The sequence below is a fragment of the Rhodococcus sp. SBT000017 genome (assembly GCF_003688915.1).
Classification (GTDB): domain Bacteria; phylum Actinomycetota; class Actinomycetes; order Mycobacteriales; family Mycobacteriaceae; genus Rhodococcoides.
In genome coordinates this window covers 1320005-1343117 of sequence record NZ_REFU01000001.1, presented here as the reverse complement: position 1 = coordinate 1343117, position 23113 = coordinate 1320005, and the positions used below count along the sequence as shown (strand labels likewise).

General features: G+C 65.4%; 24 protein-coding genes. 22 read left to right on the top strand and 2 right to left on the bottom strand.

Translation table 11 applies throughout. The annotated features are described in order from the left end of the window. The first annotated feature begins 231 nt into the window (after window positions 1–231). The 8 genes from AYK61_RS05995 to trmD all read left to right on the top strand — a co-directional run bounded on the left by AYK61_RS05995 (window position 232) and on the right by trmD (window position 6952). A complete protein-coding gene (locus tag AYK61_RS05995; protein WP_121872489.1) occupies window positions 232–1164 on the top strand; it encodes a M23 family metallopeptidase in 933 nt (310 codons plus the stop codon). A 130-nt stretch (window positions 1165–1294) separates the two neighbouring features. Beyond that, a complete protein-coding gene (gene ffh / locus AYK61_RS05990) occupies window positions 1295–2854 on the top strand; it encodes a signal recognition particle protein (protein ID WP_121872488.1) in 1560 nt (519 codons plus the stop codon). A 19-nt stretch (window positions 2855–2873) separates the two neighbouring features. Further along, window positions 2874–3980 carry an amidohydrolase family protein gene (locus tag AYK61_RS05985; RefSeq protein ID WP_183130179.1) on the top strand — a complete coding sequence of 369 codons (1107 nt, stop codon included), beginning with the start codon at window positions 2874–2876 and terminating at the stop codon, window positions 3978–3980. Beyond that, entirely contained in the window at window positions 3977–4807 is an 831-nt protein-coding gene (locus AYK61_RS05980; RefSeq protein ID WP_183130178.1) for a type II CAAX endopeptidase family protein, read from the top strand. The genes AYK61_RS05985 and AYK61_RS05980 overlap by 4 nt, the downstream gene beginning before the upstream one ends. Window positions 4808–4995: 188 nt before the next feature. Continuing rightward, a complete protein-coding gene (gene rpsP, locus AYK61_RS05975; RefSeq protein ID WP_121870154.1) occupies window positions 4996–5472 on the top strand; it encodes a 30S ribosomal protein S16 in 477 nt (158 codons plus the stop codon). Further along, the gene (locus AYK61_RS05970; RefSeq protein WP_094614376.1) at window positions 5469–5711 is read left to right on the top strand and encodes an RNA-binding protein; all 243 of its coding nucleotides are present in this window, start codon (window positions 5469–5471) and stop codon (window positions 5709–5711) included. The genes rpsP and AYK61_RS05970 overlap by 4 nt, the downstream gene beginning before the upstream one ends. Window positions 5712–5725: 14 nt before the next feature. Then, window positions 5726–6268, top strand: a complete 543-nt coding sequence (gene rimM / locus AYK61_RS05965) for a ribosome maturation factor RimM (protein ID WP_121870153.1) — start codon at window positions 5726–5728, stop codon at window positions 6266–6268. Window positions 6269–6271: 3 nt separating this feature from the next. Next, a complete protein-coding gene (gene trmD / locus AYK61_RS05960; RefSeq protein WP_121870152.1) occupies window positions 6272–6952 on the top strand; it encodes a tRNA (guanosine(37)-N1)-methyltransferase TrmD in 681 nt (226 codons plus the stop codon). Between the two features lie 5 nt (window positions 6953–6957). Here the strand turns inward: trmD and AYK61_RS05955 are convergent, their stop codons facing one another. After that, window positions 6958–7911, bottom strand: coding sequence for a serine hydrolase (locus tag AYK61_RS05955; protein WP_121870151.1), 954 nt, complete (start codon window positions 7909–7911; stop codon window positions 6958–6960). A gap of 68 nt (window positions 7912–7979) precedes the next feature. On the opposite strand from AYK61_RS05955, the gene AYK61_RS05950 reads away from it, so the two are divergent. The 13 genes from AYK61_RS05950 (at window position 7980) to AYK61_RS05885 (ending at window position 21232) form a co-directional block, all read left to right on the top strand. Further along, the gene (locus AYK61_RS05950; RefSeq protein ID WP_121870150.1) at window positions 7980–10334 is read left to right on the top strand and encodes a Tex family protein; all 2355 of its coding nucleotides are present in this window, start codon (window positions 7980–7982) and stop codon (window positions 10332–10334) included. A 116-nt stretch (window positions 10335–10450) separates the two neighbouring features. Then, complete coding sequence (locus AYK61_RS05945; protein ID WP_121872486.1) at window positions 10451–11305, top strand: hypothetical protein; 855 nt, start codon at window positions 10451–10453, stop codon at window positions 11303–11305. Between the two features lie 132 nt (window positions 11306–11437). Beyond that, a complete protein-coding gene (gene rplS, locus AYK61_RS05940) occupies window positions 11438–11779 on the top strand; it encodes a 50S ribosomal protein L19 (protein ID WP_027496692.1) in 342 nt (113 codons plus the stop codon). 184 nt (window positions 11780–11963) lie between these two features. After that, a complete protein-coding gene (gene lepB, locus AYK61_RS05935; protein WP_121870149.1) occupies window positions 11964–12740 on the top strand; it encodes a signal peptidase I in 777 nt (258 codons plus the stop codon). Then, entirely contained in the window at window positions 12737–13531 is a 795-nt protein-coding gene (locus AYK61_RS05930) for a ribonuclease HII (RefSeq protein WP_121870148.1), read from the top strand. Before lepB ends, AYK61_RS05930 begins: the two co-directional genes overlap by 4 nt. Window positions 13532–13568: 37 nt before the next feature. Then, entirely contained in the window at window positions 13569–13874 is a 306-nt protein-coding gene (locus AYK61_RS05925; protein WP_008717288.1) for a DUF2469 domain-containing protein, read from the top strand. A 422-nt stretch (window positions 13875–14296) separates the two neighbouring features. Beyond that, window positions 14297–14641, top strand: a complete 345-nt coding sequence (locus AYK61_RS05915; RefSeq protein ID WP_037189646.1) for an Lsr2 family protein — start codon at window positions 14297–14299, stop codon at window positions 14639–14641. A gap of 350 nt (window positions 14642–14991) precedes the next feature. Then, on the top strand, window positions 14992–15348 hold the full coding sequence (locus tag AYK61_RS05910) for a YraN family protein (RefSeq protein WP_121870146.1): 357 nt from the start codon (window positions 14992–14994) through the stop codon (window positions 15346–15348). Beyond that, window positions 15348–16853 (top strand): YifB family Mg chelatase-like AAA ATPase, encoded by a 1506-nt coding sequence (locus tag AYK61_RS05905; protein ID WP_121870145.1) that lies wholly within the window; start codon window positions 15348–15350, stop codon window positions 16851–16853. The genes AYK61_RS05910 and AYK61_RS05905 overlap by 1 nt, the downstream gene beginning before the upstream one ends. Then, complete coding sequence (dprA, locus tag AYK61_RS05900; RefSeq protein WP_121870144.1) at window positions 16850–17971, top strand: DNA-processing protein DprA; 1122 nt, start codon at window positions 16850–16852, stop codon at window positions 17969–17971. Before AYK61_RS05905 ends, dprA begins: the two co-directional genes overlap by 4 nt. 95 nt (window positions 17972–18066) lie before the next feature. Next, window positions 18067–18849 (top strand): siderophore-interacting protein, encoded by a 783-nt coding sequence (locus tag AYK61_RS05895; protein WP_121870143.1) that lies wholly within the window; start codon window positions 18067–18069, stop codon window positions 18847–18849. Between the two features lie 69 nt (window positions 18850–18918). Continuing rightward, window positions 18919–19845: a tyrosine recombinase XerC gene (locus AYK61_RS05890; protein ID WP_121870142.1), complete on the top strand. Its 927-nt coding sequence runs from the start codon at window positions 18919–18921 to the stop codon at window positions 19843–19845. A 208-nt stretch (window positions 19846–20053) separates the two neighbouring features. Next, the gene (locus AYK61_RS05885) at window positions 20054–21232 is read left to right on the top strand and encodes a MinD/ParA family protein (RefSeq protein ID WP_310886813.1); all 1179 of its coding nucleotides are present in this window, start codon (window positions 20054–20056) and stop codon (window positions 21230–21232) included. A 3-nt stretch (window positions 21233–21235) separates the two neighbouring features. Here AYK61_RS05885 and AYK61_RS05880 read toward each other — a convergent pair whose 3' ends face one another. Continuing rightward, window positions 21236–21742, bottom strand: a complete 507-nt coding sequence (locus tag AYK61_RS05880) for a M23 family metallopeptidase (RefSeq protein WP_183130177.1) — start codon at window positions 21740–21742, stop codon at window positions 21236–21238. 347 nt (window positions 21743–22089) lie between these two features. Here AYK61_RS05880 and rpsB point away from each other — a divergent pair, with 347 nt between their 5' ends. Further along, window positions 22090–22980: a 30S ribosomal protein S2 gene (gene rpsB / locus AYK61_RS05875; RefSeq protein ID WP_121870140.1), complete on the top strand. Its 891-nt coding sequence runs from the start codon at window positions 22090–22092 to the stop codon at window positions 22978–22980. Window positions 22981–23113: the final 133 nt, after the last annotated feature.

The following is a 23113-nucleotide window of genomic DNA, read 5'->3' as shown; positions in this document are numbered from 1 at the left end:
GTCGGAATGCGAGAGCAGACCGACTCGCGCTGGTGACTTTTCACGAACTTCCGGCCGACGGGCCTGCCGCCGATGCCGATTTGTTACATTCGTCCCCAACGCAGAAACGACACTCTCATCCGTTCCTGCACGCTCCGCACTGCCCGAACCACGTCGTTCGGCAGGCTCCACACTGCTCGAACAAAGTCGTTCCTGCAGGCTCCACTCCTGGTCATTCGAGAGGCACGAACTGTGGGATCCCACCGACGGTCGACCGTCCACACACCGACCGACATCACAGCGCGTCCGGCGCGTGGCAGGCACCGCGCCGTGCAGGACACCCCCGACCTCGGTCGACGGGCGGCAACCATCGTCGCCGCGACCGGCGCGATCGTCGTCGGCGCGACGTCGATGGGTGCCGGCACCGCCGCGGCCGCACCGATCCCGGAGGCACCCGCAACCGGACTCCCGTTCGCCGTACCGGAGGGTCTGTTGCCCGCGGGATTCGAGCTGCCCCAGTTCGAGCTTCCGCAGTTCCTACCCCCACAGTTCGCGCCCCCGCCCCCGCCGTCACAGCCCGCACCGCCGGAGGCCGCGCCTGCCGAAGCCGCGCCTGCTGCGGAATCCGCGCCGGCACCGACCTCCGACCCACTGGCCGCGTTCGGAGTCACCGATCCCGGTGCCGCCGCCCAGCAATGGCTCGACGATGTCGGCCTGGGGCAGGTGGGAGTCGGTGTCGAGTCACCCCTCGAGAGCCTGCGCTCGCTGAAGAAGGGCACAGTGCAGCCCGTGGCAGGGGTGTTGACGTCCAACTTCGGCTCGCGATGGGGCACTCAGCACAGTGGCCTCGACATCGCGGCACCGATCGGGACGCCCATCTACGCCGCCGCCGACGGCACCGTGTCCGACGCAGGACCGGCATCCGGCTTCGGTCTCTGGGTCAAGGTGCGGCACGACGACGGCACCGAGACGGTCTACGGACACGTCAACGACTTCTCCGTTCATCCCGGCCAACGCGTGTCGGCCGGCCAGCAGATCGCCACCGTGGGCAACCGTGGCCAGTCGACAGGCCCACACCTGCACTTCGAGGTGCACGATCCCTCCGGTGTCAAGGTCGACCCCGCGCAGTGGCTCGCGACCCGGGGTGTGGCAGTGACGTGGAACGATTCCGCGCGCAAAGCCTGACCGGTCGGCATCGACACGTTCGACACGACAGTCGAACGCCCCAGCGACGACGCGGCGTGCTGCCGCTAGTCTGGTGAACGTGCCGGATTCGGCTCGTTTTCGGTGATCGGCTAGCTCAGGAGTGCAATCGGTGTTCGAATCCCTTTCCGACAGGTTGACCGGGACTCTCAAGGACCTGCGTGGCAAAGGTCGACTGTCCGGCGCGGATATCGACGCCACGGCCCGTGAGATCCGTCTGGCCCTGCTCGAAGCGGACGTGGCACTGCCCGTCGTACGCGAATTCATAGGCCGCATCAAGGTCCGGGCCAAGGGTGCCGAGGTTTCGGGCGCGCTCAACCCGGCCCAGCAGGTGGTCAAGATCGTCAACGAGGAACTGGTCGGCATCCTCGGCGGCGAGACTCGCAGGCTCGTCTTCGCCAAGAATCCGCCCACGGTGATCATGCTCGCCGGTCTGCAGGGTTCCGGTAAGACGACGCTGGCGGGCAAGCTCGCGAAATGGCTCAAGGACCAGGGCCACACCCCACTGCTCGTCGCGTGCGACCTTCAGCGTCCCGGTGCCGTGAGCCAGCTGCAGATCGTGGGCGAGCGGGCCGGAGCCGCCGTCTTCGCGCCGCATCCGGGCACGTCCATCGGCGGCGGCGAGAATGCACTCGGGGTCTCGGCTGCCGATCCCGTCGAGGTTGCCCGGTCCGGCATCGCCGAGGCTCGCAGCAAGCAGTACGACGTGGTCATCGTCGACACCGCAGGTCGCCTCGGCATCGACACCGAGCTGATGAGTCAGGCCGCAGGGATTCGTGACGCGGTCCAGCCGGACGAGACACTGTTCGTTCTCGATGCGATGGTCGGTCAGGACGCCGTCAGCACGGCCGAGGCGTTCCGTGACGGCGTCGGCTTCACCGGTGTCGTTCTCACCAAGCTCGACGGTGATGCTCGCGGCGGTGCCGCGCTGAGCGTCCGTGAGGTCACCGGCCAGCCCATCATGTTCGCGTCGACCGGTGAGAAGCTCGAGGACTTCGACGTCTTCCACCCCGATCGCATGGCCAGCCGCATCCTCGGCATGGGCGACGTGCTGAGCCTCATCGAGCAGGCCGAGCAGCACTTCGATGCCGAGCAGGCCGAGGCGACGGCCAACAAGATCGGCTCGGGACAACTCACGCTCGACGACTTCCTCGAGCAGATGATGGCCGTCCGCAAGATGGGGCCGATCGGAAACCTGCTGGGCATGCTGCCCGGTGCCGGTCAGATGAAGGAACTCGCCAACGTCGACGAGAAGCAACTCGACCGGGTTCAGGCGATCATCCGCGGCATGACGCCGCAGGAACGTACCGACCCGAAGATCATCAACGCGTCCCGTCGGTTGCGTATCGCGAACGGTTCGGGTGTGAAGGTCTCCGACGTCAATCAGCTGGTCGACCGGTTCTTCGAGGCTCGCAAGATGATGTCGGCCATGGCCGGTCGGATGGGCATGCCGGGCGCACGCAAGCAGGTGCGGAACAACAAGAAGGGCAAGAAAGGCAAGAAGGGCGCTCGCGGTCCGACGCAGCCCAAGATCCGCGGTGGATTCCCCGGCATGCCGGGCGGAATGCCAGCAGGCATGCCGGACCTGTCGTCCATGCCCAAGGGCCTCGACCAGTTGCCGCCGGGACTCGAGGGCATCGATCTCTCGCAGCTGAAACTGCCCAAGAAGTAAGCGCGCGCACGTGTCGGCGATGCGGGTGCGGGGCCGCGGACTGCCGGACGGGACGGAGATCGATCTCTGGATCGACGGCGGCGTTCTGTCGACCGAGCCGATTGCGGACGCGGATTTCGTCCACGACGGCGGTTGGATTCTGCCTGGTCTGGTCGACGCCCACTGCCATGTCGGAATCGAATACGGCGGGGGACACACCGACCTGACGGGGTCGATCCGGCAGGCCGAGACCGAGCGAGGCGTCGGCGCGCTGCTGTTGCGCGACGCCGGGTCACCGGTCGACACGCGCGCGCTGGACGAGTACGAGGACCTTCCTCGCATCATCCGAGCGGGCCGCCACATCGCATCACCCAAGCGATACATCCCGGGTCTGGCGATCGACATCGAGGACGAATCGCAACTGCCCGAGGCGGTGGCTCAGCAGGCGCGATTCGGCGACGGCTGGGTCAAGCTCGTCGGCGACTGGATCGACCGCTCGGTGGGGGATCTTCGACCGCTGTGGAACGACTCGATCCTCGTCGACGCCATCGCCGCTGCCCACGCCGAGGGCGCGCGGGTGACAGCCCACGTGTTCGGCGAGGATGCCCTGCCCGGACTGATCGCGGCGGGAATCGACTGCATCGAACACGGCACCGGCCTGACCGACGAGACCGTCGAGATGATGGTCGATCACGGCACCGCTCTGGTACCCACGCTGATCAACATCGAGACGTTCCCCGGCATCGCCGATTCCGCCACCCGGTATCCGGTCTACGCCCGGCACATGCGGGCGCTGCGCCAACGCGTCGCCGAGACCGTCGGACGAGCCCACGACGCGGGCATTCCCCTCTACGCAGGTACCGACGCCGGTGGTTCGATCGCGCACGGCCGCATCGCCGACGAGGTCGCCGCACTCGCTGCCGTCGGACTCTCGCCGACCGACGCACTCGGTGCTGCCTGCTGGGACGCCCGGTCGTGGCTGGGTCGGCAGGGGCTCGAGCACGGCGCTCCCGCAGATCTCGTCGTCTACTCCGAAGATCCGCGAGGGGGACCGGAGGTGCTGTCCAACCCGGATCTGGTGATCCTGCGCGGACGCGTGACCGACCGGCGCGGCCGCACGACGAGCGGACCGGCGGGCCGACGGTGACCGATCCGAGAAGTGATGCAGGACAGCCCGATCCGGACCGTCCCAGCTGGGCCGGCATGGCACCGATGAATCACGTTCAGCAGCAGGGATCGGGGTTGTCCGAAACCTACTGGCGAGCCGAGCAGGCCGCGCTCGAACGCAGAAGCGGTCAACGGTGGGGACTACCGGCCGCGGCGTTGGTGCTGGGGCTCAACCTGGTGGGATTCCTGATGCTCGGGCTCGTTGTGACGTCGGACGCCTCGGCCGTGTTCGTGGTGGGCATCATGATTCCGAGCCTGCTTGCTACGGGACTGGCGGTGGCGATCTCGATGACTCGGGGCAACGGCCCCGTCGTCGACTTCGGCCTCCCCAGGTCCACCCCTGAATTCCTCGGTCATCTCCGATCCGGGTTGGCGTGGGGTGGCGTCGCGGTGGTCGGTGGCCTCCTGCTGGCGCTGATTCTGTTGTCCGGTATCGAGTTGGACGACCCGATGCCGTTGGGCAACGTCACCGACTTTGCGGTCGGCTGGAAAATCGCTCTGGCCGTGTGGATCTGGCTCGGTGCGCCGATCTGCGAGGAAGTGATGTTCCGCGGCATGCTGTGGGGAGCGCTGGAGAAACGCACCCGCCCGATGCCCATGGCGTGGTTGGGCAACCGATGGGTCGTCCTGGCGATCACCGCGGTGTTGTTCGCGATCTGGCACCGCGAGTGGTGGCGCTTCGTGGTGCTGTTGTGGGGAGGCTTCGCGATCGGCATCGCACGAATGCGCTCCGGTTCGATCGTCGCGTCGACCACGGCGCACTCGGTGAACAACACCCTCCCTGCCCTGGTGATCCTGCTCGCGTGACAGGAGTGGTTCTGCAGGCCCGATTCACCGATCGCGCTGCCCGTCTGGCACAATGAACAGCTGTTCGCCCGTCTTCCGGTTACGTACCGCGCGGCGGTCACAACAACCCTCAACGCAAAACCGGGCTCGCATGCCGTGCGAACCGCTGAATTGCGCCGTGACCAACTTTCGAAAGGCTCCACCAGAACATGGCTGTCAAGATCAAGCTCATGCGTATCGGCAAGATCCGCACCCCGCACTACCGCGTCGTCATCTCCGATGCTCGCACCCGTCGCAACGGCCGTGCGATCGAGACCATCGGCACGTACGAGCCCAAGCAGGACCCCAGCATCATCGAGATCAACTCCGAGCGGGCTCAGTACTGGCTCGGCGTCGGCGCACAGCCGACCGAGCCTGTCGAGGCACTGCTCAAGATCACCGGTGACTGGCAGAAGTTCAAGGGCCTCCCCGGCGCTGAGGGAACCCTCCGCCTCGCCGAGCCGAAGCCGTCCAAGCTCGACCTGTTCAACGCCGCACTGGCGCAGGCCGACTCCGAGCCCCAGGGCGAGGCCACCACCGCCAAGAAGAAGAAGGCTCCGAAGGCCGACGACGCCGCTGCGGAGACCACCGACGCTGCAGCAACCGAGACGGCAGACGCGCCGGCCGCCGAGGCTGCTGAGAAGTGAGTGCCGTTGTCGCCGATGCCGTCGAACATCTCGTTCGCGGCATCGTCGCCAATCCCGATGACGTTCGCGTCGAGATGATCACCGGCCGTCGCGGCCGCACCGTGGAAGTCCACGTGCACCCCGACGATCTGGGCAAGGTCATCGGACGTGGCGGTCGTACCGCTACGGCGCTGCGCACGCTCGTCTCGGGAATCGGTGGTCGCGGCATCCGCGTCGACGTGGTCGACACGGACGCCTAGGTCACACACCCATCATGGAGCTGGTCATCGGCCGTGTCGCGAAGTCGCACGGCATCAAAGGCGAAGTCGTCGTAGAGGTTCGCACCGACAACCCCGACGACCGTTTCGCCGAAGGAACCGTTCTCTCGGGACGTAAGCCCCGATCGAACGCGCAGCCGGCCTCGTACACAGTGGACGCCGTCCGGGAACACTCCGGGCGGCTTCTGCTGCGTCTGAACGGTATCGACGACAAGACGGCCGCCGACCAACTACGCGGCATCTTGTTCGTCGTCGAATCCACCGACCTTCCGCCGTCCGACGACCCGGACGAGTACTACGACCACGAACTCGAAGGCCTCACGGTGATCCTGACCGACGGCACCGTCGTGGGAACGGTCCGTGAGGTCCTCCACTCTGCAGCGGGGGAGCTGCTCTCCATCACGCCGAGTCCTGGTTTCGGCGAAGCCACCCGCGCCGAAATTCTCGTGCCGTTCGTTGCGGCCATCGTGACCTCGGTGTCGTTGGCCGACAAGACGATCGAGATCGATCCGCCCGAGGGTCTGCTGGATCCGGAGTAGATCGTGCGCCTCGACGTCGTCACCATCTTTCCCGAATATCTCACGCCGCTCCGAACTGCGTTGCTGGGCAAAGCAATCGACCGCGGCCTCGTCTCGGTCGAGGTCCATGATCTGCGATCGTGGACTCACGACGTGCACAAGGCCGTCGACGATTCGCCCTACGGCGGTGGACCGGGAATGGTCATGAAGCCGACAGTGTGGGGAGACGCACTCGACGACGTGCTGACAGACGATTCTCTCCTCGTCGTCCCCACTCCGGCCGGTGTGCCGTTCACCCAGCGGACAGCCGAGCGATGGTCCTCCGAGCGGCATCTCGTATTCGCCTGCGGCCGATACGAAGGCATCGATCAACGTGTGTTCGACGACGCCGCGCGCCGCGTCCGTGTCGAGGAAGTCAGCATCGGCGATTACGTACTCATCGGCGGCGAAGCGGCCGTCCTCGTCATGGCCGAGGCCGTGGTGCGACTGATGCCAGGGGTTCTCGGCAATCAGCAGTCGCACCAGGAGGATTCGTTCTCCGACGGACTGCTCGAAGGGCCGAGCTACACCCGCCCCGCGCAGTGGCGCGATCTCGACGTTCCGCCGGTACTTCTCTCGGGTGATCACGCGAAGATCGCTGCGTGGCGTCGAGAGCAATCACTGGACAGGACCGCCGAGCGTCGTCCGGACCTGTTGCAGGACTGACGAATTCAGCTGACGGTGCCGTCGGGGAAGAGCATCGAGACGAAGCCGGTGAGAGTATCCCTTGCATGCAGTGCGCTGGCGTCGTCGCTGACGTCGACGACGGCGGTGTCCGGATAGCGTTCCATGTCGTCTGCGTAGAAGATGTCCTCGCGTGACGACAGCGCCAGAACGTAGCGGTTGTCGAGACCGATCGTGCCTGTCGACAGGTGTACCCACCGATCGGACACGCAGCACATCCAGCCCTGCTTCACAGCGTGCACGCTTTCGCCGGGCAAACCGTCGACGATCCCGAAATGTTGCTTGTAGCCGTCCGCGGCTATCGGTGCCGAACGACGCAGCATTCCGATCACCACGTCCGTCGACGCAGTCGTCAGGCCGCCGCTGCCGTTGAGCAACCCCGCGTAGTAGCCGACCAGGTCGCTGGGCGTGGTCTCGGTGTTGTACCACTGGTCGTCGCCGGGAGCTGTGGTGCTTGTCAAGCCGTAGCGAGCCGCGACCGTGCGCACGATCTCGGACGAGCCGTAGCGATACCAGAGCGTGTACGCGGCGTTGTCGTCGGACAATTCGAGCATGCTGGTCATGGTGGCCAGGTCGTCGGCCGAGACCGGACGGTTCTCCGACTGCGCTCGGAACAACACCTCGTCGGCGATAAAGAGTTTGGACACCGACGCGGTTTCGACCTGAACATCGGCGTTGCTGCTGTAATACGAGCCTGTCTGACGATCCAACAGCGCGAAATCGACATCGGCACCACGGGCCTGGGCCGACGCGACCGCCATCGGGATACGCGATTCGAGGGCTACGCCGTCGACCTTCTCCATATCGGGAAAGGGCGATGCCGACGTCTCGGCCATGTTCTGCGAGGCGGAGTCACCGATCTGATCGTCGGGAGGAACCGAGCACCCGGCCAACAACAGGGAGGCGCAGGCTGCAGCCAGGAATCGAGACCCCCTGACCATCCGCGTATCTCTCCCACACGTTGAACCGCTGACCGACTTGTCCCACAGTAGCGGTAGGGTCCATCGCCGTGACCACTGCTCTGAAATCTGTGAACAAGCGCATAGCCGAAGAACTCGACGTTCGTGAAGAACAGGTTCGTGCCGCCGTGGAGCTGCTCGACGGCGGGTCTACGGTCCCGTTCATCGCGCGCTACCGCAAGGAAGTCACCGGCACCCTCGACGACACGCAACTGCGTCAGCTCGACGAGCGGCTGCGGTACCTGCGCGAGCTCGACGAGCGCAGAGACGCCGTGATCGAGTCCATCCGCTCACAGGGCAAGCTCGACGCCGCGCTCGAGCAGTCGTTGATGCTGGCCGACACCAAGGCGCGCGTCGAAGACATCTATCTGCCGTTCAAGCCCAAGCGTCGAACCAAGGCTCAGATTGCGCGGGAGGCGGGGCACGAGCCCGTCGCCGACGCCCTGTTCTCCGACCCCACCACCGACCCGGCTCAGTTCGATCAGGAGCAACTCGACGGCGCACGGGCGATTCTCGTCGAGCGTTTCGCCGAGGACGCGGATCTGGTGGGTGAACTGCGCGAACTGGTGTGGACGTCCGGCAAGCTCGTCGCGTCGGTTCGCAAGGGCAAGGAGGAAGAGGGTGCCAAGTTCTCCGATTACTTCGAGTTCTCGGAACCGTTCACGAGCCTGCCCTCGCACCGCATCCTCGCCACGCTCAGAGGCGAGAAGGAAGAAATACTCTCGCTCGGCTTCGAGCCCGAGCGTGACGAACCGACCCCCGGGGTGCCGAGCGTCTACGAGGGTCGAATCGCCACCAAATTCGGGATCGCGAATCGAGGACGGCCCGCCGACAAGTGGCTGCTCGATACCGTCCGATGGGCGTGGCGCACCAAGATGCTGGTGACCGTCTCCCTCGATACCCGCATGCGACTGCGCCAATCCGCCGAGAAGGACGCCGTCGACGTGTTCGCGAGCAACCTCAAGGACCTGCTCCTCGCCGCGCCGGCGGGCAACCGCACGACCATGGGCCTGGACCCGGGCTTCCGGACCGGCACCAAGGTCGCCATCGTCGACGCCACCGGAAAGGTCGTCGACTTCGACACCATCTACCCGCACAAACCGCAGGGCAAGTGGGATCAGGCGGTGGCCACCCTCGCCGGCCTGGCCGCCAAGCACAAGGTGGAATTGATCGCCATCGGCAACGGCACCGCATCGCGTGAAACCGACTCTCTGGCAGCAGAACTGATCGCCAAGTTCCCTGCCGCCAATCTGACCAAGGTGGTGGTGTCCGAGGCCGGAGCGTCGGTGTACTCCGCCTCCGCCTACGCCTCGAGCGAGTTGCCCGAACTGGATGTGTCGATCCGCGGTGCCGTCTCGATCGCCCGCAGATTGCAGGATCCGTTGGCCGAGCTGGTCAAGATCGATCCCAAGTCCATCGGTGTGGGGCAGTATCAGCACGATATTTCCGAAACTCTGCTGGCCCGATCACTCGGTGCCGTCGTGGAGGACGCGGTGAACGCCGTCGGCGTCGACGTCAACACCGCGTCGGTTCCGTTGCTCTCGCGGGTCTCCGGTATCGCCGGCTCTCTTGCCGAGAGCATCGTGGCGCACCGCGACCAGAACGGTCCGTTCTCCAGCCGCAGCACGCTCAAGGACGTTCCGCGCCTGGGCCCCAAGGCTTTCGAGCAGTGCGCCGGGTTCCTCCGCATCTCCGGGGGAGAGGATCCACTCGATCGGTCGAGCGTGCACCCCGAGGCCTATCCCGTCGTGCGGCGCATCGTCGGCAAGGCCGGCGTCGGGGTGCGGGAGGTCATCGGCAACACGACACTGCTGCGCTCACTCGACCCAGCCGAATTCGCCGACGACCGATTCGGTCTGCCCACCGTCACCGACATCATCTCCGAACTCGAGAAGCCGGGACGCGATCCTCGTCCCGAGTTCAAGACCGCGACCTTTGCCGCCGGTATCGAGAAGGTCGCCGACCTGAAGCCGGGCATGACGCTCGAGGGAGTCGTGACCAATGTGGCGGCGTTCGGGGCATTCGTCGACGTCGGTGTGCATCAGGACGGGCTGGTGCACGTCTCGGCGATGTCGCACAACTTCGTCAAGGACCCGCGCGAGGTCGTCAAGTCCGGCGACGTCGTGCGCGTCAAGGTGATGGAGGTCGACATCCCCCGTCAGCGCATCGGTCTGAGTCTGCGGCTGGACGACGAACCCGGTGCGGCAGGCGGCAAGGACGCCGCCCGCGGACAGCAGGGTGACCGTCCTCGAGGCCAGGGACGGGCCGCGGGGGCGAATCAGGCCGGCCGCGGGCGAGACGCACGCCCGCAGCGGGATCGCCGAACGGCCGGGGGCGCAGGCGCAGCGGCACCGGCTGCTGGTTCGATGGCCGACGCGTTGCGGAAGGCGGGTTTCGGAAAATAGCGAGCGGCACCTCTGTCGTTGCTGCCCTCGGCGGTCCCGGACGCGAATAGTCTGAAACGCGATTCACCGGTCGTTCGGCCGTTCGGCAGGAAGGACGTGAGGCACACGTGAGGTGGTTGCAACACGGGGTCATCGATCACGGCCGCCTGCCGCTGCTGTGTTTCCTGCTCGGACTGTTGGTGGGATTCCTGCTGATTCGGCTCAGCGTCAGGATGATTCGCGCGGATGTGAAGTGGTGGCCGGGAAACATCACGCCCGGCGGTCAGCACATCCACCACGTCGTGTTCGGAATCGTGCTGATGCTGCTGGCGGGGATCGGCTTGATCGCGGTGTACGTCGACGGTTCCGAGTCGGTCGGGGCGGTGCTGGCGGCGATCTTCGGTATCGGCGCGGCGCTCGTCCTCGACGAGTTCGCGTTGATCTTCTATCTCCGTGATGTCTACTGGTCCGAACAGGGCCGCACGTCGGTGGACGCCGTGTTCGCAGCAGTGGCGTTCACCGGCCTGCTGCTGCTCGGCTTCCACCCTCTGGAGTTGTTGAGCCCGGCCGATTTCCGGGCCGATCCCGACCCGTGGGTGCGCGGCACCGTGGTGGTGTTGGCCCTGGCCAATCTCGCGCTCGGGGTCATCGTCCTGCTCAAGGGGAAGATCTGGACCGGACTGCTCGGGCTGTTCGTCCTGCCGATCCTCGTTCTGGCCGCAGTGCGGTTGAGCAGGCCGAGCGCACCGTGGGCGAGGTGGCGCTACACCACCAGGCCGAAGAAGATGGAACGCGCTCTGCGCCGAGAGAAGCGGTGGCGACGGCCGATCATCCGGGCCAAGATCTATCTCCAGGACGCGATCGCCGGGAAGCCGAGCATCGTGCATGCGCGTGAGGCCACCGAGGACGAATTGTCGCGGACGGTATTACCTGCGCCGATGGCGAGTGGAGCGGCTGCAGGCCGAGAAGCGCCGATTTCGTCGAACGCCTGATGGTCTGGCACAATGGTCGGGTTGCCTCTAGCAGGCACGGACCTCACTCGGAGTACGAACCAGTCGAGCCGTTGCATCAGCGAGCCGCTCGGTTCCTCTACTCATGCGCAGAACGCAAGGATGGCACAACCGATGAACACTCTGGACTTTCTCGACAATCAGTCGCTGCGTAGCGACATCCCCGATTTCCGCCCCGGCGACACGCTGAACGTGCACGTCAAGGTCATCGAAGGCTCGAAGGAGCGCATTCAGATCTTCAAGGGCGTCGTCATCCGACGTCAGGGCGGTGGCGTTCGCGAAACGTTCACGGTCCGCAAGGTCTCGTTCGGCGTCGGCGTCGAGCGCACCTTCCCGGTGCACAGCCCCAACATCGCGCAGTTCGAGGTCCTCACCCGTGGTGACGTCCGTCGCGCCAAGCTCTACTACCTCCGCGATCTGCGTGGCAAGGCCGCCAAGATCAAGGAAAAGCGCTGACCGGTTCCGCCCGGACACATCAGTTCACACCATGCCGCGTTGCCCGTCAGGGCGACGCGGCATGGTGCTTTCCGCCCACGCTCGTCCCGCCTTTCACCCCGCCGACGAGCGGATCGACCGCCGCGAACCGCCGGTGCGCAGACCGTCCGGCCGTGCGGGCGACGGTTCCGGCTAACCTGATCACGTGACGCAGTCCCCACAGGATCCAACCGACGAGCCCGACGACGAGTCTTCACGGAAGACGCGTCGGGAACGCAAGCCCCGATCGTTCTGGCGTGAGCTTCCCATTCTCATTCTGGTAGCGCTGGTACTGAGTTTCCTGCTCCAGACATTCGTCGCCCGGGTGTATCTGATCCCGTCCGAATCGATGGAGCCGACCTTGCACGGCTGCAACGGCTGCACCGGTGACCGCATCGTGGTGGAGAAGATCGGATACCGGTTCGGTGACCCGAAGCCCGGTGACATCGTCGTCTTCCGTGGCCCGGATTCGTGGAACGACGAATTCGTGTCTCAGCGGTCCGACAATTCGGTGATTCGTGGGGCACAGGAGGTCGGCTCGTTGATCGGAGTTGTCGCTCCCGACGAGAACGATCTGGTCAAGCGCGTCATTGCCACCGGCGGTCAAACCGTCGAATGCTGCGACGACCAGGGTCGAGTTCTCGTCGACGGACAGCCGTTGGACGAGCCGTACATTCAGATGGATTTTCCGTTCACCCCGGGGACGATGACGTGCGACACCGAGTTGAAGTCCGGACGATGCTTCGACCCCGTCACCGTGCCGGACGGCAACATCTGGGTCATGGGTGACAACCGGAGCAACTCGCGAGATTCCCGGTACCACGTCACCGACGAGTTCACCGGCACCGTTCCCCTCGACAACGTGATCGGTAAGGCCGTGTTCATCGCGCTGCCGCCGTCACGAACCGGCATCCTGGATTCTCCCGACATCCAGGGTCGATGACGGCAACCCCTCGACGTGCGCCGCGTGCGCGCGCAACACTGACTCGGTCGTCGTGGCCGCCGCGTCCGATCATCCGGCGAGCGGCCGGCTTACGGACGATGGAATCGGCGCTGGAGCGCAGTGGTCTCGGACCGGTCGCGGGAGTCGACGAAGCGGGACGAGGAGCATGCGCCGGTCCGCTGACCGTCGCGGCGTGTGTTCTCGGTGCGCGGGCTCATGCAGCTCTCGCGGACCTGGACGACTCGAAGAAGTTGACCGAGCGACGACGCGAGGAGCTCTTTCCCAAGATCCAGAGGCTGGCACTGGCGTGGAGCGTGGTGTCGATCGATGCGGCGGAGGTCGACCGCATCGGAGTCCACGTGGCGAACATCGAAGGAATGCGACGCGCGGTTGCCGGGCTCGGCATGACCCCGGGCTACGTACTCACCGACGGCTTTCGAGTACCCGGTCTTCCGGTTCCGTCGTTACCGGTGATCGGCGGCGACGCCACCGCGGCGTGCATCGCCGCGGCGAGCGTGCTGGCGAAGGTCTCCCGGGATCGATTGATGGTTCAGCTCGACGAGACGATTCCCGGCTACGGATTCGCCGTGCACAAGGGGTACAGCACGCGCGCGCATTCCGCCGCGATGACGGCACTCGGGCCCAGCGGTGAACATCGAATGTCCTATGCAAATGTCGCAGCGGCGGCCGCGGGGCTCTCTCGTGATTTGTCTGAGGGTCGTTCCGCAGGCTCCACTCCCGGGGTCGACGCACTGGGGCGAATGGACTGCCGCGACGCAGGTGCGCGATGATTGCTGTTCACGCCCGACTGGAGGATGAAAGAGACCGATGAGTGCCGAAGATCTCGAAAAGTACGAAACCGAGATGGAGCTCTCGCTGTATCGCGAGTACCGGGACATCGTGGGTCAGTTCAACTACGTCGTCGAAACCGAGCGTCGGTTCTATCTGGCGAACTCCGTCGAACTCATTCCGCACAACGCCGACGGTGAAATCTACTTCGAATTGCGAATGTCCGACTCGTGGGTGTGGGACATGTATCGCCCCGCCCGTTTCGTCAAGCATGTCCGGGTGATCACCTTCAAGGACGTCAACATCGAAGAGTTGGACAAACCAGATCTTCGTCTGCCGGAATAGCTCTCCTCGTCCGGTGCGGAGTAGCTGAGGCTCCCGAGCGTCGGACTCGAGTGACCGTGCCACGCCCGGCGTAGGAGCGGAGGGCTGCGAACCGCCTGATTCGATGCGATCGTTGTTGTTCCGGTTGTATTGCCACACGAAAAGCTGGACACCCGGCCAAATCGGTCCGCATGTTCTGTTTTCGTGCTCGGTGTCGCGGAAATTCGTTCGCGGTCGAACGGTGCGCGTGGCTGTGCCCATGAAACCAATTGCGCCACAGCACTATTCGATTTCATCGATTACGCACTCGAAAAGCTGATCAATTTCTGCACCGATATTCGTCGATTCGACACGTTGCGAAACGCCTGCAGTTCTTTGCGTGAATACGAGAATGGGTGGTAGAACTTGAATATCACATCCCCCAGACGTGTAAGAGGTACGAGATGGCACGCAAGACACTTGTGCAGATGATCGACGATGTAGACGGATCGGTCATCAAAGACGGCCAAGGTGAATCCATCGAATTCGGCATCGGTGGAAACCAGTACCGCATCGATTTGAATCTCAAGCATGCCAACGAATTGCACGAACAGTTGGCATTCTGGATCGAGCATGCCGAGAAGATTTCCGGACGCCGCACCCGTAAGGGCGGCGCTGCAGCAGCACCGGTTCGCGGCAAGGTCGATCTGCAGGACATTCGAGCGTGGGCACGCGAGAACGGCCACGAGGTCAGTGCCCGTGGTCGCATCAGCCAGGATGTGCAGGCAGCCTACGAGGCTGCTCACTGACCGTCCTCGCCGAACGAGGCATTGAAGTCTCCGCACCACGTTTTTCGTATCGGTACCTTCGTTGTCGGTACCGATACACCGCATCAGCTCCGTCCGAATTCGGACGGAGCTTTTTGCGTATCGGGTCTGCTCTCACCCGTTAACTCGGACACCCTCGAGCCCTAGCACGGCGGTCCGACACAGCGGACGAATCGCCGCCGGCAATCGAACGGTTCGTCCACAGTCGAGTAGTTGTCCACAGGGCAATCTCCCACCTGCACTTTCTTCGGTTCTCCTCTTTTCGGTCGTGTCACCGTCGAGACGACCGAATCGGCCGCAATGCACGGTCGGAGAGTGGAGGAACGGCGGACATGGCAACCAACCAGGAACTCGGTGCACGCGGTGAGGAACTCGCGGTGCGCCATCTCGAGGACATCGGACTGGATGTGATCGAGCGGAACTGGCGGCATCGATCCGGCGAACTCGACATCATCGCGCGCGAAGGCGACACAGTGGTGTTCGTCGAAGTGAAGACTCGATCGGGAATCGGATACGGAACGCCCGCCGAAGCGGTGACGTACACGAAACAGACTCGAATCAGAGGGCTCGCGCTGCGGTGGCTTTCGTTGCAGCAGGGACCGTGGGTGCAGATCAGGTTCGACGTGATCGCAATAGTGGTCGGTCGCAACGTCGAACCGGTCATCACGCACGTTCGGTCCGCATTCTGATGCCGCTCGGACGGGCCCACTCGGTGGCGGTCAACGGGGTCGACGGGGTGCTGGTGGAAATCGAAGCCGATATCGGGCAGGGCCTGCCCGGTACGCATCTGGTCGGGTTGCCCGACACTGCTCTCAACGAATCGCGTGATCGGGTCAAAGCAGCGGTGAAGAATTCGGGTGGCACGTGGCCGGACAGCCGGGTGATTCTCGCGCTGTCGCCCGCGACTCTGCCGAAGGGCGGATCGGTGTACGACCTTGCACTCGCATTGTCGGTTCTCGATGCCGCGAAGGCGATTCCGCGCGGATGCCTGTCCGACACCGTGTTTCTGGGTGAGTTGGCACTCGACGGCAGGCTGCGTGCAGTTCGTGGGGTCCTGCCCGGGGTGCTCGCGGTCAAGAGTGCGGGCTGGCAGCGGGTGATCGTTCCGCTGCAGTGTCTGCCCGAAGCGGGCTTGGTGGACGGAATCGAGGTGCTGGGTGCGGGTTCGCTCGGGGACGTGGTGGCCTGGCTTCGTGGTGAGCAGGCCCTCGAATCACCCATCCCGACCGAGTGGCACGAGGAGATCTACCCGGACCTCAGTGATGTCGCCGGACAGGCGGATGCGCGATGGGCCCTGGAGGTCGCCGCCGCAGGCGCACATCACATCATGCTGACCGGGCCACCGGGAATCGGAAAAACGATGCTCGCGCAACGTCTTCCGGGGATTCTCCCGCCGCTGACCGAATCGGAAGCGCTCGAAGTGACAGCCATCCACTCGGTGGCGGGCCTGTTGACCACGGCGCGGCCGCTCATCACGTCACCGCCTTTCATCGCGCCGCACCATTCGACCTCGGTGAGCGCATTGGTCGGGGGCGGAACCGGAATGGCCAAACCGGGAGCGGTCAGCCGCGCACACCGCGGAGTCCTGTTTCTGGACGAATGCGCCGAGATGAGCGTTCGGGTACTCGAGGCACTGCGTACTCCGTTGGAGGACGGCGAGATTCGTATTGCTCGTCGCGACGGTGTGGCCAGGTATCCGGCCAGATTTCAGTTGGTTCTCGCAGCCAATCCGTGCCCGTGTGCGCCGGCGCGGCAGGTCGACTGCGTCTGCCCGCCCACAGCGCGACGCAAGTATCTCGGCAAGCTGTCCGGGCCGTTGCTGGACCGCGTCGATTTGCGCATTCAGATGATGGGTGTCGCGACAGGCGCATTGGTCGACGAGGTCGGTGAGGGCACGAGCGAGATTCGCGCGCGTGTGACCGGGGCCAGGGACGCCGCTGCGCAGCGGTGGCGGGAGTTCGGTTGGAGGACCAATGCGGAGGTTCCAGGACCCGCTCTGCGTCAACGATTTCGATTGGCGCGCTCGACGCTCGCTCCGGTCGAGCGCGCATTGCGCAACGGATCGCTCACCGCACGCGGTGCAGACCGCGCCATTCGGGTGGCGTGGACGCTGAACGATCTCGCAGGCGGCTCGGTCCCCGGTGCCGACGAGGTCGGAGCCGCGTTGGACTTCCGGGACAGGGGAGTGGCATGACGGACGACTCGCGCCGACTCGCCTGGGCGTATCTGTCTCGCGTGGCGCAGGGCCCGCACCGACCGGTGGTCGATCATGCCGCAGCTCACGGTCCCGAATCGACGGCAGAAGCAGTGCGGGCCGGCGGGTTGGGGGAGCGACTTGCGGTTCGTGCCCACATCGACACCGCGGCAGCAGACCTCGATCACATCGCTGCGCTCGGAGGCCGATTGATCACGCCGGACGACGACGAGTGGCCGGCATGGCGTTTCCTCGGATTCGACGGCCCTGGTATGACGGCAGGGGTGGACACCTGTCCACCGATTGCGTTGTGGGCGCTGGGAACTCGGCCCGTGGCAACGATCACAGAGCGGTCGGTGTCCATTGTCGGGACACGCGCGTCGAGTCCGTACGGTGATCATGTGACGGCGGAGATATCCGCCGATCTGGCGCTCGACGGCTGGACCGTCATCTCGGGAGCAGCGTTCGGCATCGATGCCGCGGCACATCGAGCGGCTCTCGGAGTCGAGGGGACGACGATGGCGGTACTCGCCTGTGGCGTCGATCGTGCGTATCCAGCGGGCCATTCGCGGCTGCTGCGGCAGATCGCGGCTCACGGCCTGGTTCTGAGTGAATACGCGCCGGGCACGACCCCGGCGAAGCATCGTTTCCTCGCTCGCAACAGGCTCGTCGCGGCACTCGGATCGGCTGTGGTGGTCGTCGAGGCCGGGTGGCGCAGCGGTGCTCGCAACACGGCGGCCTGGGCAGCGAAACTGGGTCGGCCGGTGCTGGCGGTCCCGGGACCGGTTACGTCGCCCACGTCCACGGGCTGTCACCGCATGATCCGGGACGGCGAGGCCGTGCTGGTGTCGAGCTCTCACGACGTGGTCGCCGAGGCAGGCGCTCTCGGGTCCCCGGAGGAATCTCGGCCCGACCTCTTCCGTGAGACCGATGCGCTCTCGGACACCGCCCTGTTGATCTACGACGCGTTACCGGCAACCGGATCACTGTCGAGTCGAGAGTTGTCCGAGCACTCCGGTGTGCCGCTGAGCAAGGTGCGCGCATCCCTACCGGTACTGGAGATGGACGGATTCGTGGCCAGCGACGAGACCGGATGGTTCCGCGTGGTGCGTGGATGAGCGCACCACTACCCCGAGCCCGAACGGTAGGGTGTTAGGTAATGCTTAGTCGATGCATCGGGTATCGGCGTCGTTCGCTCGAAGAGGGGTCCGAAGTGCCACGTAAGAAAACCACCCTGTCCGTCCTGCGCACCGAAGCGCTCACTCCGCACATGCACCGGGTGTATCTGGGTGGGGCCAACTTCGACGACTTCGATGCGATCGACGAGACCGACGCCTACGTCAAGTTGTTCTTCGGGACCGATGACGAACCGATCATGCGCACGTACACCGTTCGCTCGGTCGACACCGGCGCGCGGGAGATCGCCATCGACTTCGTGGTGCACGGCGACGAGGGAGTCGCGGGGCCGTGGGCCACCCGGGCGAAGCCGGGGGACGAGATGTCGTTCTTCGGCCCGTCCGGTGGGTACGCCCCGCGCCCCGACGCGGACTGGCACCTGTTCGCCGGCGACGAATCGGCGATTCCGGCGATCGCTGCTGCCGTCGAGGCGCTCCCGGAAGACGCCGTCGCCAAGGTTTTCATCGAAGTTGCCGACCGGCACGACGAGATCTACATGGAGACGCTCGCCGTCGTCGATGTGACCTGGGTCCACCGGGGTGCGTCCTCGAACGAGGTCGGAGACGACCGGGCCGGAGACAACGCGCCCCTGATCGCAGCGGTGAAGGAAACGGAATGGCTGCCGGGGCAAGCTCAGGTCTTCGTGCACGGAGAAGCGCAGGCCGTCATGCACAACATCCGGCCCTACATCCGTAAGGAGCGCGGGGTCGGCGCCGAGTGGGCCTCGATCTCGGGCTACTGGCGCCGCGGCCGAACAGAGGAGACGTTCCGGGTGTGGAAGCGCGAACTCGCACAGGCCGAATCCGGAGTCGACGCCTGATCCGGCGACAACCCGTGCCGGACGGCGTGTCCGGTTGTCGCGCGGCCTGCCAGCGCCCAAGCTGAGCCGATGACCGATTCGCTGCCGTCTCACCTCGACATTCACGTCGAGGAGTTCGCCGAGCACCTGCGACTCGGTCGAGAGCGATCCGAGCACACCATCCGGGCCTACGTCTCCGATGCTCGTTCGTTGCTCGCTCACTTCGCGGAGTCCTCGCCGGATGCGACGATCGCCGACCTCGACCTCCGCGCGGTCCGTTCGTGGTTGGCCACGCACTCGGCCGCCGGGTCGGCCAGAACGTCGATGGCGAGGCGAACCTCGTCGGCGAGGACCTTCGGGAAGTGGCTCGAACGGGTGGGAGCGGTGGCGGTGGCACCGGCGGAACGCCTGGCCGGACCGGCAGGCCACCGCACGTTGCCCGGTGTTCTTCGCCACAGCCAGGCGGCGGACGCATTGGCCGCTGCCGAATCGGGTGCCGCCGAGCTCGAACCCATCGCGCTGCGGGACAGGCTCATCGTCGAGCTGCTGTATGCAACCGGCGTGCGCGTCGGGGAGCTGTGCGGACTCGATGTCGACGATGTGGACACCGAGCGTCGCCTGATCCGCGTGATCGGCAAAGGCAACAAGGAACGCTCGGCTCCCTACGGTGCGCCGGCCGCGCATGCGGTAGAGAACTGGCTGGTCAGCGGCAGGCCCGAACTGGCCTGCGATCGATCCGGTGCGGCATTGCTGTTGGGACGTCGAGGTGGACGGCTCGATCAACGGCAGGCCCGAACGGCGGTACATGCAGTGCTGGACACCGTCCCTGGTGGTCCCAGCCTCGGCCCGCACGGCCTGCGGCACACAGCGGCAACTCACCTGCTCGAAGGAGGAGCCGATCTGAGGGTGGTGCAGGAGCTGCTCGGTCACGCCTCGCTGGCGACCACTCAGATCTACACACACGTGTCGGTCGAACGGCTGAGGGCCGTGCACGATCAGGCTCATCCCCGAGCGTGAGCCGAGCGTCGGCGGCACAACGTTTGGTAGCGTCGTGAGCGACTGACTACACCGAATACGGGGGACCGTGGACCGCGACCGACCGCAAGGTACTTCGGAGACGTGGTCCATGCATGTCCGTAACGGCTCTGCCGCCGACCATCAGAATCCCCCTGCTCGGTCGGACAGTGCACGCGACAACGGCAGCGGGCCCGTATCGTCGGATTCGATGTCCACTCCCCGCTCGACGCCTCGGCAGCCGCCGCCCTGGCAGACACCCGACTCGGGCGACCGTCGGCCCCTGCCGCCGCGATACAACCCGCCGGTGCCGCTCGAGCCCGGGCCACCGGCCGTGCAGCCGGACCGGTACCTGCCGGTGCCGCCGCACACCGAGGACTCTCGAACGCAGCCCGATCGATGGTCGCCGCAACCGTGGTCGGGGGCACCCAACGCGTATCGACCCAACAGTCAGGATCTGGGCGCGGATTCGTTGCTCAAGCGCCCTAAACGAGCGTCGAACTCGGGCTGGCGGCGAGGGGTGCACCGGCTCACCGGCGGCGTCATCAACCCCGGCGAATCGACGGCGGAAGAGCGGTACCGAAACCAGGTCGAACGCATTCGGCAGCCGGTGCTCGGCGACTACCGGATCGCGTTCCTGTCACTCAAGGGTGGCGTCGGCAAGACGACGACCACTCTCGGTCTCGGGTCGACGTTCGCGTCGCTGCGCGGAGATTGCGTCATCGCCGTGGACGCGAACCCCGACTTCGGCACCCTGGGGGAGCGAGTTCCGCGTCAGACGTCGTCGACCGTGCGTGATCTGCTGGCCGCCGCACCGCACATTCGTCGCTACTCCGACATCCGCGAGCACACCTCGCAGGCACCGAGTCGACTCGAAGTGTTGGCCGGCGAGCGCGACCCGGCCGCGTCGGAGATGTTCGGCGAGGAGGACTACCGCGCCGTCATCGACATGCTGCAGGTGTACTACAACCTGATCCTGACCGATTGCGGTACCGGGATCATGCACTCGGCGATGAACGGGGTGCTGCAACTGGCGAATGCGCTGGTTCTGGTCAGCTCGCCCGCGGTCGACGGTGCGCGCAGTGCTGCAGCGACGCTGGACTGGCTCGAGCTGCACGGCTACGGCCATCTGGTGGAGCGGACCGTGGTGGTGATCAGCTCGGTTCGCCCGGGTTCGTCGGCGGTGGACATGAACTTGCTGCAACAGCACTTCCTCGAGCGCTGCCGCGCCGTCCTGGTGGTTCCCTTCGACGAGCACCTCGCCGAGGGTGCCGTGGTCGATCTCGACCAGTTGCGTCCCCAGACTCGAAGCGCGTTCGTCGAACTCGCCGCCATGGTGGCCGACGACTTTCCCGCGGCGTCCGGCAGGCACTCCGGCCCACAGCGCTGACGATCATCTGCCCTCGTCGTCGAGGGGTTTCAACCTGATCGGACTCGCGCGCACCAACGCCGTGGGATCGAGATAGTCGCGACCACGTCTGATGCCCCAGTGAAGGCACGTCGACGAGCAGCTCTCGTGCCCCGATGCCAACGAACCCAGCACGGCCCCTCGCCGGACGCGCGCGCCGGGGGTGACCGAGGCCAGCACCGGTTCGTACGTCGATCGCAGTCCGCCCGGATGATCCACCGATACGACGGGCTTGCCCGCGACCGACCCGGCGAACACCACGGTGCCGTCGGCGACGGCCAGTACCGACTGGCCTTCCTCCGCGGCGAGGTCGACACCACGGTGGCCCGGCAGCCAATTCTGCTCGGGACGGTCGAACGGGGTGACGACCTGCGGCTTAGGAGCCAGCGGCCAGGCGAATGCGCCTGTCTGCGCCGCTGCGACCGGCGTCGCGAGCGCTACTGCGGTCGCGAGGCACACCGCGAGTGCGCGGCGCGGGAGAGAGATGTTCACCCGTCCACCATCTCCCGGATCCGAGCGACCGAACGAACCCGGAGGTGATTTGTGGACAGGGAATTTCTTTGTCCACAGGCCTCGGAAACTCTTGACAGTCGGGCCTGGTTATGACGGGGGCGGTGGCAGGTCTACACTGGTCACTTGCGGCCTGTGCGTGCACGGGTCGACTTCGCGCGTCCGCTTCCATCGCATCGTCTGCTTCGAGCAGAATCACCGATACGAGAACCGGTTGTCGGCGGTCCTGAGATCTTCGTGGTGTCAGGTCCGGCAACTTCAGCGGCCGCCAGGGCAGAGGTCACCGACACTCTGCGTCAACCGCACCATCGAAAGAGAGTTCTTCAGCCATGGCTGTAGTAACAATGAAGCAGCTGCTCGACAGCGGCACACACTTCGGACACCAGACCCGTCGCTGGAACCCGAAGATGAAGCGATTCATCTTCACCGACCGCAACGGCATCTACATCATCGACTTGCAGCAGACTCTGACCTTCATCGACAAGGCTTACGAGTTCGTCAAGGAGACCGTCGCCCACAACGGCACGGTTCTGTTCGTCGGCACCAAGAAGCAGGCGCAGGAGTCCATCGCCGCTGAAGCAACTCGCGTGGGTATGCCCTACGTGAACCAGCGCTGGCTCGGTGGCATGCTCACCAACTTCCAGACGGTCCACAAGCGTCTGCTCCGCCTCAAGGAGCTCGAGGCAATGGAGCAGACCGGTGGCTTCGAGGGTCGCACCAAGAAGGAAATCCTCATGCTCACGCGTGAGATGACCAAGCTCGACCGCACCCTCGGTGGCATCCGGGACATGTCCAAGGTTCCGTCGGCCATCTGGATCGTCGACACCAACAAGGAGCATCTCGCGGTTGCCGAGGCGCGCAAGTTGAACATCCCGGTCATCGCGATCCTCGACACCAACTGCGATCCCGACGTGGTCGACTACCCGATCCCGGGTAACGACGACGCGATCCGTTCCGCTGCGCTGCTGACCAAGGTCGTCGCATCCGCAGTTGCCGAGGGCGTGCAGGCGCGAGCAGGTCAGAACACTGCATCCGACGCCAAGCCCGAGGTCGCCGCAGGCGAGCCCCTCGCCGAGTGGGAGCTCGAGCAGCTCGCTCAGGCTTCACCGGCAGCCGATGCTCCCGCAGCGGAAGCTCCGGCAGCAGAGGCTCCCGCAGCCGATGCCCCGGCCGCAGAAGAAGCGCCGGCAGCAGAAGAAGCACCGGCCGCTCAGGCTTGATCGAATTCGGTCCCGGTTCACCCTCAGGGGTGGGCCGGGGCCGCTTCGGTATGTCAGGGTTGTGGTCGGTACGGCTCCGTAGTGAGCCCGTCGATCACGGCCCGAGAACAGCATTTTTCGTCAACGCCCGTAC